Annotated in this window: 11 protein-coding genes; 1 reads left to right on the top strand and 10 read right to left on the bottom strand. The window is 26.2% G+C overall.

Annotation, left to right across the window (positions count from 1 at the left end; all coding sequences use genetic code 4):
* Window positions 1-24 precede the first annotated feature (24 nt).
* Window positions 25-441, top strand: coding sequence for an HIT family protein (locus SCITRI_RS08855; protein WP_071937986.1), 417 nt, complete (start codon window positions 25-27; stop codon window positions 439-441).
* 29 nt (window positions 442-470) lie between these two features.
* On the opposite strand, the gene tpx is transcribed toward SCITRI_RS08855, so the two are convergent.
* From tpx to SCITRI_RS08905, 10 genes are all read right to left on the bottom strand, one after another.
* Window positions 471-1,577 carry a thiol peroxidase gene (gene tpx / locus SCITRI_RS08860; RefSeq protein ID WP_071937987.1) on the bottom strand — a complete coding sequence of 369 codons (1,107 nt, stop codon included), beginning with the start codon at window positions 1,575-1,577 and terminating at the stop codon, window positions 471-473.
* A gap of 3 nt (window positions 1,578-1,580) precedes the next feature.
* Complete coding sequence (locus tag SCITRI_RS08865) at window positions 1,581-3,401, bottom strand: AAA family ATPase (RefSeq protein WP_071937988.1); 1,821 nt, start codon at window positions 3,399-3,401, stop codon at window positions 1,581-1,583.
* Between the two features lie 81 nt (window positions 3,402-3,482).
* Window positions 3,483-4,580, bottom strand: coding sequence for a hypothetical protein (locus SCITRI_RS08870; RefSeq protein ID WP_071937989.1), 1,098 nt, complete (start codon window positions 4,578-4,580; stop codon window positions 3,483-3,485).
* Window positions 4,580-6,949, bottom strand: a complete 2,370-nt coding sequence (locus SCITRI_RS08875; RefSeq protein WP_071937990.1) for a hypothetical protein — start codon at window positions 6,947-6,949, stop codon at window positions 4,580-4,582. The genes SCITRI_RS08870 and SCITRI_RS08875 overlap by 1 nt, the downstream gene beginning before the upstream one ends.
* Before the next feature lie 20 nt (window positions 6,950-6,969).
* Window positions 6,970-10,842, bottom strand: a complete 3,873-nt coding sequence (locus SCITRI_RS08880; protein WP_071937991.1) for an AAA domain-containing protein — start codon at window positions 10,840-10,842, stop codon at window positions 6,970-6,972.
* A 112-nt stretch (window positions 10,843-10,954) separates the two neighbouring features.
* Window positions 10,955-11,356 carry a 30S ribosomal protein S9 gene (rpsI, locus tag SCITRI_RS08885; RefSeq protein WP_004027966.1) on the bottom strand — a complete coding sequence of 134 codons (402 nt, stop codon included), beginning with the start codon at window positions 11,354-11,356 and terminating at the stop codon, window positions 10,955-10,957.
* 11 nt (window positions 11,357-11,367) lie between these two features.
* Window positions 11,368-11,808 (bottom strand): 50S ribosomal protein L13, encoded by a 441-nt coding sequence (rplM, locus tag SCITRI_RS08890; protein WP_071937992.1) that lies wholly within the window; start codon window positions 11,806-11,808, stop codon window positions 11,368-11,370.
* A gap of 111 nt (window positions 11,809-11,919) precedes the next feature.
* Window positions 11,920-13,161: a serine hydroxymethyltransferase gene (glyA, locus tag SCITRI_RS08895; protein WP_071937993.1), complete on the bottom strand. Its 1,242-nt coding sequence runs from the start codon at window positions 13,159-13,161 to the stop codon at window positions 11,920-11,922.
* Between the two features lie 87 nt (window positions 13,162-13,248).
* Entirely contained in the window at window positions 13,249-14,205 is a 957-nt protein-coding gene (locus SCITRI_RS08900; protein ID WP_071937994.1) for a hypothetical protein, read from the bottom strand.
* Between the two features lie 72 nt (window positions 14,206-14,277).
* Window positions 14,278-14,940, bottom strand: a complete 663-nt coding sequence (locus SCITRI_RS08905) for a uracil-DNA glycosylase (protein ID WP_071938071.1) — start codon at window positions 14,938-14,940, stop codon at window positions 14,278-14,280.
* Window positions 14,941-15,027 lie beyond the last annotated feature (87 nt).

Below are 15,027 nucleotides of genomic sequence, written 5' to 3' on the forward strand. Positions count from 1 at the left end.
ATTATATAAGGAGCTGAAATTAATATGAACGAAAACAATTGCATTTTTTGTAAAATTATTGCACAGAATATACCAAGTAAAAAAATTTATGAAAATAAATTAGTTTATGCTTTTTTAGATGCCTTCCCTAACAGTGATGGTCATACCTTGGTTATTCCAAAAAAACATTTTGAATATTATAGTGTTACTGATGATGAATATTTAGCAGAAGTTGCTAAAGTTGGAAAAATAATTGCACAAAAAATGTATCCAACATTAAGCCCTGTCGGAATTAATTATGTTAGCAATGAAAAAAGTGAAGCTTTTCAAAAAGTTTTTCATTATCATCTTCATATTATTCCAAAATATCAAAAAGATGAAGGCTATAACTTTAAGATTAATGTTGATAAAGAAAAATTACGTGATTTAGCAGAAATTCAACAAATATTAACCTTAAAATAAAAAAAGTATTTATAAACAAAATACTTTTTTTATTTTCTACTATCTAAAAAGTCATAAATCGCTTGATAATTTGGTTCATTTCCAACTGGATTAACAATCTCAAGATATTCTACAATATTATCTTGGTTTAAAATAAGAACTGCACGTGGCAAAATTTGCAAAGCAGTAAAAACTAATCCTGTCTTTGTACCAAAATCACGATCATTATAATCTGACACTAAAAAATGTGCTTCATCTCTAAAAGATTCACAACATCTTTCTTGTGCAAATGGTAAATCACGTGAAACTGTAATTAATCGTGCATTAGGATAATCTTTCATATTTTTGTTAAATTTAACAGTTTGCGTATAACAAACACTTGTATCAATGCTTGGAATTACTGATATAACTTTATATTGTGTTTTAATATCACTAAGATGAAAATCAGTCATATCAGCATTAGTTCCTTTAAAATCTAATTTATCGCCAACTTTAATAATATCTTGGGGCAAGTGCGCAAATACATCCCCATTTAATTTAAATGCTCCCATTTTTATGGCCTCCTCTTTGTTCATTTGTTCTTCATTATCAATGAGATGAGCTCCATCTCCGTTAATAATCATACTATTATTTTTAGTTACAGTAAATTCTGCTTCAATAATATTTTGTTCAAAATAATCATTATTTTGATAAACATCGCTTAGTTTAATCACACGTTGGTTTGTAGAACCAATTAATCGTCGTTTTTTATCTAATTTTTCAATAATAAATGGTCCATCAATTAAAATATCAATTTTAGATAAAATTGCTGGATGCTTTTCTTGCAATAGTTCATATAAAAAACCAGAAAAAACAATTACTGTTAAATTATTTGCTTGACATAAAGTGACTAATTTTAATAGTGCTCGTGGCTGAATAAATGGTTCTCCCCCTAAAATAGTAATCCCCTCAATTTGAAACCGCTCTTTGGCATCTCTAATTGCCTGAAAAAGGGAATTCACTTCCATTACATTCCGATTAATGAGGGGGATCATTTCCTGATTACTACATCCTTTGCAATTAATAATACATCCTTGCATTCATAATGCGAATCGTTTGCCAGGTCCTTCAATCGTTGTAAAAGAAACAAACCGATTAAAATTAATTAAATTACTCATTTTTTATTTAAAACAATATTCAATTTGATGACCATTTACTTGCGCCAATATTGTTTCTCCAGCTTTAAATTTAGTTTGATTTGCAAAAATAAAAGAACTCAATCCATCAACAACATGCTTTTCAATACTATTTAATAAATCACGACCCCCTTTTTTATCATCAGCGTCCTGAATAATAATTGGTAAAATTTGTGGTAAATCAATAAATTCTAATTTAATCTTATATTTTTCTCAAACAGCTGTTTGAATTGGCTGTAATTTTTGCATAATTAATTTTGCTTTGAAATTAATATCCTTAATAAAATTAAATGGAATAATATTGTTTCCAATTCGCCCTAATAATTCTGGTCGTTTTAATTCAGTTCGAAAATGATCCGATACTTTTTGAATAAATTGCTTTTCAACTTCTAAAAATGATAAATTATCATCAACTTCACTTGCACCAATATTTGAAGTAAAAATAATAAACGAATCAGAAAAAGCAACAGTTTGACCTTTGTTGTCAGTTAAACGACCATCTTCTAAAATTTGTAAAAATTTATCTAAAATTCGTGGGTGAGCTTTTTCAATTTCATCAAATAAGAGAACACTAAACGGTTTTTCTTTAATTGCATTTGTTAATTGTCCACCTTCTTCATATCCAACATAGCCTGGCGGTGCACCAATTAATTTTTGATCGCTTGCTTCTTGGTTATATTCTGACATATCAAACCGAATACAATTTTTTTCATCACCAAATAAAAATTTGGCCAATGCTTTTGCTAATTCGGTTTTTCCTACTCCAGTTGGCCCAACAAAAAACAACGTACCTTTTGGCTTTGTTCGCTTTGATGAATATTGCACACCTGATAATCCAGTAAAAGCTTTATAAACAACATTTTTTACTTTTTCAATGGCATGATCTTGACCAATAACTCGTTTTTTTAATTCTTTTTCAATAGTTGCTAATTTTTCATAATTCATTTCTTCTCATGGTGAAACTTTATCCCCATATTGATAAGAATTTAGTAGCTTTTCAAATGGTAACCGTTCTAAAATATTATTTGAGAATTTAATTAATTGATAAACTTCTTTCAAAGTTCATCCTTCCATCGTATCATAAATATCTTGTAATTTTAAAATATCAGTATTTAAATCTTCGGTAATTTTAAAAAAATTCTTATTAGTTAAAATAAACTTTTCTCGTTCTTCACGATTTGGTTTTGTTAAAGTAATTGTTATTACATCTGGATTATGCAAATAAAATGATGTTGGCAATTTTCCAACACTATTAGTAATAAAAATAATAGCTGTATCAAAATCAATTATTTCTGATTGATCAAATTTTTTATCTCGAAAAGCTTTACTTAATGAAATTAAATTAACACGTTCTTCTTCGCTCAAAGTTTGTTCATTAGAAAATAAATAATCAGAAAAATCAGCAATAAAAGCAACTTTTTTAGAACTTGCAACTAACATATTACGACGAACAATAGCAAAAAATTCTGCTAAGGTTGGAAACTGCCCCGTTGGGCCACTTTTTTGTTCATTTGCATTTTTAATTACTTCTTGGCCAAAATCATATGCTTCCCCTTCTTTACTTTTCTGTTGTGTTTCTGCTGTTAATGTTAAATTTTTCAGATTTCCTCCGCTTAAACCATCAATCCGGTCTCACATAAAAATATCATTAAAACCCTTTTCTCTTAACAACCCAAATAATCGGTCTTTTAAACCAACATAGCCATTATTTGCTTGATAAATATCATTAACATTGCCTTCAAGAATAACACATCGTTTAATTCCAATTTGGTTTTTTAACTTATCTAAATTACTTTTTACGCTCATTTATAGTCACCTCTAACTATTTCTTTAATTATAATGTTTTTTAACCCAAAATTATAATGTTTTTTAACCCAAAAATGTTAATTATTTCTTTTTTGATTTACTATCAATTTGAGACTTTGTCTGATTCATAATTTTATCAGGATTTAAATAAGATTTTTTCATTTCTTTTGATAAAGAAACATCATACATTGATAAATTATTAATAAACGGTTGTTCATCAGTATCATGCGCATGACCTTCATAACCTTCAAATTTATATGTAAATCGCCCATCTAAATATACTTTAAAAATTGCTTCTTCTCCTGTTACTTTCTTTGCATAAACAATAACTAAACTATCTTCATTTTCTTTCGTAATACGAATATCATTACTATCAACAATAAAACCACGTTTTTGAATCGCTTGTAAAATTGACGTAATAGCATGTTTCCGCGCTGATTCATCTAATTGTTTATTAATAATTTTATTTTGTAATGCTAAAGCTTTTTCATTTAAAACAGTGATATCAGTCGTCGAAATTTGACCAAATTCTTCTAATGCTGGAGTTAATTCTGTATTAACAAATTTATCATCACTAATTTGTTTTTTAAAACTACTAAGATATTGTTTTTTCAAAAAATCAGGTGAAGTATGATAATTTTTAACTTCTGTTTGAACAAGTTCAGAAATAGTCTCTGGTTTTAAATTACTGAAGTGATTCTTATTTGTTTTAAAAAAATTCATAATAAAAGCTTTTGATTCATTATCATCAAACATTGCTATTAATTCATGTTCTAATTGTTGATAATTTAAATTAATCCGGTTTTTTAAATTAACTAACCGTTGTTTTGTTTCATCTTCAATTACTTTTATTTTCAAGACTGCAATTTTTTGTTGAATTTCTGCTAAACGAAGGCTTTTTTGTTCTAAGAAAAAATTAACCCTCTTTGCTAATTCTAATTCAACATGTTCAACTTTAGTAAATTCTTTCACCAACGGATTATTTTCTAAATTAACTAAAATTTGATCTAAATCAACTAAATATTGTTCAATTTGTTGACAATTTAATCCACTAGCATCAATTCCTTGTAATTGTTGTAGTAATAATTTTAAATTATTTTTAACAAAATTAATATTTAAATTTAATCGCTCAATCTTTTTTTGGTAATTATACATTACTTGTTCAACACTCATACTCATTATATTAACACCTCTTCTAATTCAAGTTTTAATTTTTTTAAAGCATCGCGATTTTTATTATCATTGTGTTCATTTCGTGCTTTTTCACAATATAAATATAATGTTAATTCTTGATAAAGTTGCATAATTTGTTTATATTTATTTTTATCAAAAACATCTTTTAAAACAAATAATTTTTCGTTAATATGTTGTATAAATTGATGTTTTGTTTTTAAAAGCGGAGTAATTTTTTCTTCCATTAAATTTATTAAATATAATGCTGCCTTATCAAAAGAACATAAATTAAGATATTCTTGAAATTTGCTTTCGGAATTAAACATATTTTTAAATTTAATTGCCTTATATTTTATTTCTAATTGTGATAAAGAATAAAGTAATTGGATTATTAATTCATTACTATTGTTAATATTTTTGAAACGTTCTATAATAACCTCAACTTTATCTCATATTTCTTGCCAATGTCGTTGTAAACCACCTGTTTCTCGCTTTTTCATTTCTTTACAATATTTAATATATTCTTCAGCATAACTATACAAACTAATTAATAAAGTGTTACTTTTTCCCAATATTGCTGTTGTTACTGCTTCAAATAATTCACGATGTAAATCATTATTATTAATTGCAAAAAGAAATTTATCTAAAATTGCAAACAGATTTTGATTTCAAATTTTTTCAATAATTGATGAATTTGCAATATTAGTCAATGTTAATAATTGGTTTAAAGAAACATCATTTTTGTCATCAAGTTCTTGTAACATATTTAAAACTTCTTTATTTGATAATAAATTATTATTAGTTAATACTTGATAAGCTTTGATAATATTTTTTTGCAATTTTGATTGTTGTTTCATTAACATAATTAAAGTTTTATGCATTTTATTAAAATAATTTGGTTTTAAGTTTAAATTACTTAAAATTTGTTCAGATTGATATAAAACATTAACTTTATTATGAAAATCACTTATGGAAATACTTTTTAATATATTATCAAAAGCTTCTTCACTATTATTTAAAATATCAATTAAATAGCAATAAATAAAAAGATTTTCAATTTGATTATTATGAATTATTTCATAAATATTTGCTTGTTCATTATTTATTAAACTTTTTAATCCATCTAAAATTTTTTTAAATAACATATGACTATATTTCGGAAGAAATTTTTGTGCTGTTATAATATTACGATTTAGCATAATAAGTTCTGTTGGTTGTAATACATAAAGCTCCGTGTCATTTTTATCATTAATGAATAAAGCTAAAAAATTATCATTAATTGATAAAACCTCACTAGTTAAATAAAAAATTGGCATTGGACCATTTAAATTAGGAATTGTAGTTGCCTGCTCAGCATTAACAAAAATAATACAACTAATATTATTATCATAATAATATTTATTAGCTAAGACTGCCTTTGGTTTAACACTTGCTGCATTAATAATTACAATTTTTGGATTTACTAGCGTAGAAGTAATATAACGCGGATCTTGCTGATAATCACTTTCTAATATATTTGTTGCTACTTTTTGAAGATTTAAATTAAAATTATCTGTTAAAGTTTTGGTCATCTCAGTTAAAAAATAATCAACAATTTTTGTTTTTAAATTAACATTATCCTCAATAATTTGTTGCAATTGTTGGTCATTACCAATTTTAATTTTAATATCTTTAAAAGTAGTTAAGGATAGTATAACTTCTTTTTCTTCATAAACATCAATTAATAAATTGTTAATTTGATTACTATAGTAGATTTCTTGTTTTTTAGTGCGAATTGAAGTAAATGTTGTATCATCATTAAAAATATTATTTTTATTAATATTTAGCTTATACTTTTCTAACAAATGAAATAAATCTTTACCAGTAATAATTGGCTCTTGTTCTGGGATAATAATTAAATCGTTGTTATTTTTTTCTAATAAAGATAATTGTTCGTTATTTATGTATTTTTCACCCGAAAAAATATTAAAATCAAAATTAATAACTGCTTCACGATTAATATTTTTGCTTAATAAGTAACCCTGTTCTAATGCCATTAAGACTTCTTTTGAAATGTAAAAAATGCCAATTGGCCGATCAATTCAATCTTGTTCAGCAGAACTATTTGCTAAATAATTTAATGATGTTTGCTTATTAATTTCAATAATATTTTCTTTTTCAATTAAGTCCTTTAAACATTCTGCATAAATTTTAAAATTAAAAATTTGTAATTCATTATGTAAAATATCAGCTAATGATTTTTCTTTATTAGGGTAATTAGTAACAGCATTTAAAATTACATATTGAAAAAAAGCTAGTTTTTTTGGCGTTTGATAACTAACTATTGCTTTTAATTTTTTCCAGTTTTTATAAACTTTTACCATTCCTAATTTCATGTTTTTACCTCTAATTCTTATTATAATAAATCTTTTGCCCTCCAAACAAGACCATAACTGTCAATAATTCGTAAAATTTCATAATATGCTTTGATTGTTTTTGTAATATTTGGGTTAGCAATTGTTGGAATTTCAACATCAATATTAGTAAAAAAACTAACTGCGCCAATAATAATTAACATATTTTTTGCTCTTGAAAATGCAACATTTAATCGTTCATATTTTTTAATAAATTCTTTATTAGCACTTAATTGCTTATGCGGATTTCGGACTGTATTAACAATAACAATTTCTGTTTCTCGCCCTTGATAATCATCAACTGTTGAAACTTCTACTTTAATATTTTTAAATTTTAAACTATTAATCGCTTTTCGTAATTTTTTGACATGGAGACTATAAAAACTAATAACTGCAACTTTAGGCTGTTTTTTTAATTTAACAGTTAAATTATTATATCCTGCTTCAATTAATTCCAATGCTTTTATTGTTAAGTCAATTTCTAATCAATTAAAAAGACTCGTACTGCCACTTTCACCTTGTTCATAAACAAAATTCATATTAGTTTTATCTTTTGATGAATCAATTCAATAAATTGCTTTATTACTATCAAAAATTTTTAATCCCTCTTTATTTTCAACAGTAATATAATGTTGTTTTTCATTATTTTGATTAGTTTTATCACCTAGTTGTAGTTGATTTTCATAAAAAAAATTTACAATTCGCATAATATCTTCATGACTACGATAATGATTAACTAAAATTTCTTTTACTGAATCATCACATTTTGAGATAATTTTTTTAAATAATGAATTAGTTACTAATTCTAAAAAATTATGGTAACTATAATTTTCCTCATAAATTTCATTAATTAATGCAACATCTTCTTCTTGATATGGCATAATTGGTGGCAATTGCCGATAATCACCAACTAAAATAACAGTTTTACCATATACTAATGGCATAAAAATTTCCATTGGTGTCAACTTACTTACCTCATCAATAATGACAACATCAAAAGCAAATTTTTTAATATCAATATCAGAAATATTATAATCTCGTAAAATTTTATTTTTACTTTGTGCATATGATTGATTTGAAGTTGCAGTCATTGCAACAACATTAACACTATCTTGTAAAAATTGATTAGCATAACTAATTGTATCTCGTTCCATAGCCGACGTGAAATGATTAGTTTCAATATTCTCTTGTGTTAAAAAATCTGATATTTTATAATTTTTATTTAAAAAGGTAATCATATTATTTACAAAATTAAACTTTGTTGCTTTTTCTTGAAACATAAAATTAAGGTCGTGTTCAATTTTATTAATTTCTTTATCAATTTCATTAATTGTTCCACTAATATCTTTTACTACTAAATTTAAATTAAAAATTGTATTAATACTATTAACAATATTTTCAACTTCAACTTTTAAAGCATTAATTTTATAATTTAATGTTCCCGTTTCAATTTCTAAATAAGAAATTTCTTGTTCATATTTATTTTCATTAATTTCACTAATTTTGTTTTGAATAATAGCACTTTGTTCTTCATATTGCTGTAATAATTGCTCAAGATCATTTTTAAATGCTTCTTGTTCTTTTTGAAAAACAATGTTTTCTTGCTTCAATGTAAATTGATTCTTTAATTCTAAAATTTCACTTTGAACAACAGTTAACCTTTCCATTCAATCATCATCGCGTAATTCTTGACTAACTTGTTTTAACTCTGCTAATTCTATCTCTTTATCCTTTAGTGCCTTATTATCAGTAGTAATTGTTAATAGCTTTTTGTATGTTTCTATTAATGAATATGACTCATCAATTTGAAATCCAAATTTAGGTTGCAATAATTTTCCAAAATGTTTGTTAAATAGTTGTACAAGATCAGGTGTTGAAGTGACAATTCCATCTCAATTAATATTACCTAAGAAATCTAATAGATTGCGAATATTATTAATATTAATTGTTAATTTTCGATCATCAGTTTGATATTGTAATTTTTGATTAATGATTATTTCTCGCTCAGCAACTAATGTATTTAGCTTTTGAGTATAATGATTGTAATCATTAATTTCTTTTTCTAACATTTTCGCATTTGCTTTTAATTTTTGTAATTCATATTTTTGATTTTCATAATCATTTCCAATTCCAGTTCATTTTGTTAAATATTGCCGTAATAAATGAGCATAAATAAAACGATAATTATTAAAAATTAATTTATCCGGATTAAAATCATTAAAACGATTTTTTTTACGAACTGCTTCTCCTGTTAAGCGTAAAGGAACCAACAAAGGTGTTTTAACTAGTCTTGTTAAAACATTGTCAATTGCAACATGATTTTGTGAAGAAATTAAAACTTTTTTTCCTAATTTAGCATATTGATAAACTAATTCCGCAATAAATTCGGTTTTCCCTGTTCCTGGTGGTCCTTGCAATAGAAAAATATCTTGTGAGTTTAAAGCTTTTGCTATTGCTTTTTGTTGATTTCCATTTAAATTATTTGAAGCAAAAGTTAATTGTTTTTCCGTAATTAAGTTAGATTGTGTCTTTAACTTAATATCTTCAATATTAAAGATATAATTAATTAAGTAGGGATTTGCAACATCATTTTTACTAATCTTATCTAAAATAACATTACTACGTCGAAGTAAAGTTGAGTCTCCTTTGCCAATATAAGTTAAATAACCATAAGGAGGTATTATTTTATTTAATTCATTAAATGATATTTCATCCTCATTTTTTATTTCATAAAAACAATTAACAATTTGATACTGCTCTAATTGATTAATAGTTACTTTAATCGTTTCATGGTCAATGTCACTTTCTTGCTTAATATCATTTTCAATCATATATATTTTGATTAGCTCTTTTTTAAAATCATAGTTATCTTTCTGTTGCATTTTTGTTTCAGGAATATTAACCGCTAAATCATAAATATCTGCTCCATCTTGAACATAACTTTCACTAAAATTAAAAGAAAATAGCGTTAATGGCACATCTTTTTGATATGTACGATTAATTTGTAAATTAGCGAGACTTAAATTATTTAATTTTTTTAAGATTGAATATTTATTTAAATTATCTAATAATAGTTCTAATTCTACAATAATTATTTCTTCAAATAAATTACCAATTGTTAAATTCTTATTAGTAAAATTTTTCTTATCAACATATCAAAAATTATGAGCTAAAAATCTTGTGTCATGCATCTTTTCCCCGATTGGAACTGTTTTTGGAATTTTAATATATTCTGTTAATTTTCGTTTTAAATATAAACAAGAATTATTACGCTTGTATTCTAAGTTTTGTTCTTGAAAGCGTAAGTATTGTAACCACCGTTCTTTTTCTTCAGCAAAAGATGAAGTTAAAAATTTCATATTTGCCATAACATTTGAATCAAAAATAGTTCGTAATTTTGCTTCATCAAGACGAAAATTATCAGCAACTTCAAGCACTACTCCTGTCGCTAATGTTTCAAATTCTTGCTTTTCCTTTTCCATTGCTGTTAAAAAAATATTTTTAACATTAACAATGCCAATTTCTGGGTCAATATCGCCTAGTATTGTTAGTGATAAGTTTGAATCTAACATTTGATCCAGTAAAGTAATTGATTTAAAACGAATTAAAATATCATAAAGTTTTTTCTCTGACCCTTTTTTATCTTTCTTAATTTTTGCCTGATCATTAATTAAAGAAACAAAAAAATCAGCAATACAAATATTATGCTTTAAAAAAGTGTCTAATCCTTGAACTGTTGTAATATCTTTTAACCGAAGATTTTTAACATCATCATCAGTAAATTTACTTTTTGGATTTGTTAAAAAATACAAATTTAATAATAAATTCTTATTATTAAATTTATTGCCCTGAATTGTAAATTCCATCAATGTCATTTGTTCACCCTCTTATCTACATAATAATTATACTAAACTTATATTAGATAACAAATTAAACCTACCAAATTAAAAAAGTACATTGCAAAGCAAAATGTACTTTTTTTGAAATCTATCTTTTTGAATATTGCGGTGCTCTTCTAGCCCCATGTAACCCATATTTTTTACGTTCTTTAATACGAGCATCACGAGTTAGCATGCCAGCGTGTCTCAATAAAGTTTTATAATCTTGTGACGCTTCGACTAGGGCTCTTGCAATTCCTAATCTTGTTGCGCCAGCTTGTCCGGTAAAACCACCACCAGAAACTTTAACACGAATATCAAATTCTGATTTTGAACCAGTAATCTCTAAAGGTTGTTCCAAATCTTGCACTAATGTTGCGTATGGGAAAAACTCTAATGCTGGTTTCCCATTAACAACAACATTTCCTTTACCGGGAGTCAATACAACTTGGGCAATAGAAGATTTTCTTCTTCCTGTACCACGATATATAACTTCTTGTTTTTTTGCCATATTTTCTCCTTTTATTTATTAGTTAATTCTAATTTAATTGGTTGTTGTGCTTCATGTGGGTGTTCATTACCAGCATAAACAAATAAATTACGGAATAATTTACTTCCTAATTTATTTTTTGGTAACATTCCTTTAATTGCGTGTTCAACTGGATAAATTGGTTTTTTTACTAACATATTCTTTGCTGTTGTTCTTTTTAATCCCCCTGGATGTTGTGAATGATGATAATACATTTTACCCTTTAATTTATTTCCTGACAAATTAATTTTATCTGCATTAAGAATAATAACACTATCACCACAATCAACATGTGGAGTATAAGATGGTTTATTTTTTCCTCTTAAGATCATTGCAACTTTACTTGCTAAACGTCCTAAAACTAGACCTTGAGCATCAATCACATATCATTTTTTTTCAACTTTAGTTGAATTTAAGATAGTTGTTTGTCTCATGTCAATGCCTCCTCACATCATTCCGTACCAGGGTCTAATGTATAAAGCAATAATATTATAACTAAAAATAATAGGATAATCAATATTTTAATTTAATATTTCCAAATTTAATTACTCTTGTAATTTTCAAGTTGAGTAAATTGGGAAATCATTTAATAAGGTTTTTACTTCTTTTTGATATTTAACAATATTATTTTCAGTTGGTTCTTTTAAAACATTATAAATTATTTCTCCGATGTGTTTAAATTCTTTGTTTCCAAAACCACGTGTTGTCATAGCTGCTGTTCCTAATCGAATTCCGCTAGTAACCATTGATGATTCTTTATCAAATGGAATCATATTCTTGTTACAAATAATACCAATTTTTTGTAAAATCTCTTCCGCCATTTGCCCCGAAATCCCTAAACTACTTTTAACATCAACCATTAATAAATGGTTATCTGTGCCATCAGCTACTAAACGCAGATTATTTGCTTTTAATGTTGCTGCTAATGCTTTCGCATTATTAATAATTTCTGCTTCATATGCTTTAAAATCTGGTTGCAAAGCCTCTAAAAAACATTGTGCCTTTGCAGCAATAACATGCTCTAATGGTCCCCCTTGATTGCCTGGAAAAACAGCACTATTAATTTTTTTTGCTCATTTTTGCTTTGATAAAATTAAGCCCCCACGAGGTCCACGCAATGTTTTATGTGTTGTTGAAGTAACAACATCTGCATAGGGGATTGGAGACTGATGTAAACCAGCCGCAATTAATCCTGCAATATGGGCCATATCTACCATTAATAAAGCTCCAACTTTATCAGCAATTGCGCGGAACTTTTTAAAATCAATCTCACGTGAATAAGCACTAGCCCCAGCAACAATTAATTTTGGTTTTGCTTCAATTGCAATTTTTTCAATTGCATCATAATCTAACATTTCGGTTGTAGGATCAACTTGATAACTATGAAAATCATATAATCGACCAGAAAAATTAACATTATAGCCATGAGTTAAGTGACCACCTGCTGCTAAATCCATTGCTAAAATGGTATCACGTGGTTGTAGCAAAGCATAATAAGCAGCAGCATTTGCTTGGCTACCCGAATGTGATTGAACATTAGCATGTTCAGCTTGGAATAACTCCTTTACCTTATCAATTGCTAATTGTTCAACTTGATCAACATATTCACATCCTCCATAATATCGGTGAAACGGATACCCTTCAGCATATTTATTAGTCAAAATTGAGCCTGTAATAGCTAAAATTGCCTCACTAACATAATTTTCTGACGCAATTAACTCAACATGATCTTGCTGTCGTTTTAATTCCAAATCAATTAATTTTTTAATTTGTGAATTTACTTTCATTATTTTCATCTCCATTCTATAATTTCTAATATCATTATATAGAGATAAATAAAAAATAACTTGAATAAAAGTTATTTTTTCAGGATTTTAATATTGTAAATTTGCATTAGTATCTTTATGAATTAATGGGGAAACAGCTCGATATGTAATATAAATAATTGCTGAATTAAATAAGACTTTAATTGGTGCCATTGCTAACCGCGTAATCATAGTTACTCCATAACCATCTGTTCCAACATTTTTATTTTGTGAAACCGTTAAAAAGGCAATATCACCCCAGGCGGATATCAAGGTGGTGACTCAATATTCATTAACAACGGCAAGCATAATAATAGCAACTAAATCTCAATAACGTTTTTTTGTTTTATCAAAATGGCAATAAACAAACATAATAATTCATATAATAATAATGGTTCCGCCAGCACCAAAACCAATAATGTAAATTAAAACAATTTTGCTAACTTCCAATCCAGCAAATAATGTAATGGTTTCTAATGGTGAATATCATGTCATTACTCCGGCAAAAGTTCCAAAAATTAAAATAAAAATATTTGTTAGCATAAATAAAACTCATTTATGCTTACCAACGGCACGATTAATTGAAGATGCACAACCCGATAAAAATCCATATGAAGCAATCACAATAATATATGCAACATGAAGATAAGAAGGAACAAATAACATTACAATTAAATCAGTAACAACACCTGATAAAAGTCCTACAATGGGTCCAAAAATAAAGCCACTAATTTTAACCATTAAACCTTCAAAAGCAATCTTAACAGGAGGAAAGACTGTAATTGGTACTGTTATTGAAATAATAATAGTAACTGTTGCAGAAACTGCTGACAACATTGTAATATAAGCAATATTTTTTGTTGTAAAACGAATACCATGATAACGTTTAGGATTAATTAAATAATATAAACCATTATAAATACAATAAATAATAAAAAGAGCGCCAATAACACCACTAGCAATATATGCCATTTTATTACTATATAAGATTTTTGATATATCACTAAATGATGTTAGTAGACCCATAATATCCCCACAATCTATATTAATAAAATAAATCCTTTGTCCTGTCAATATTTTACATATATCAATTATACATTACATTTTTCAATCAATTATGTTTTTTTTATTTTTTAAAAGTAAATTATTAATTTTTAAAAAAAATTGTTGATCTTTAAATAAATTGTAACTAAAAGGTGATGGATGTGCTCCCTTAATAATATTACTTTTATTCAAAATATATTCACTATACTGCTTTGCATAATTACCTCATAAAACATAGACAATATCATCCCGAATTTCATTTAAATAAATAATTAAATTTTGACTAAAATTAGTTCAACCAATATCCTTATGACTTAAAGGGGTTTTAGCAACAACACTTCCAATTGTATTATATAAAAAAACACCCTCTTTAGCTCAATGGTCTAAATTACCACTAGCATGATGATCAATTCCTAAGTCCTTTTTTAGTTCATGAAAAATATTAACTAAACTTGGTGGGTTTTTAATACCATCATTAACACTAAAAGCTAAACCATTTGCTTGGCCAGATCCATGATATGGATCTTGCCCAATAATAACAACTTTAATATCATTTGGCTCAATTAATGTAAACAAACGAAAAATATCTGTTTTTGTGGGATAGCAAAGTTTATTTTGATACTCATTATCAATATTTTTTAACAATTGTTTAAAATACGGCTTTTTAATTTCATTATCAAAGAATTCTCCTCAACCAACTGCGTACTTTATTCACATTGCCATTTCTCCTGTTACTTTCTTTATTATAGTAAATTTATTAATTTCCGTTTTTTGTAAAATAATTATATCAAAAAAAGAAAAAAA

The sequence above is a fragment of the Spiroplasma citri genome (assembly GCF_001886855.1).
Taxonomy (GTDB): Bacteria; Bacillota_I; Bacilli_A; order Mycoplasmatales; family Mycoplasmataceae; genus Spiroplasma; species Spiroplasma citri.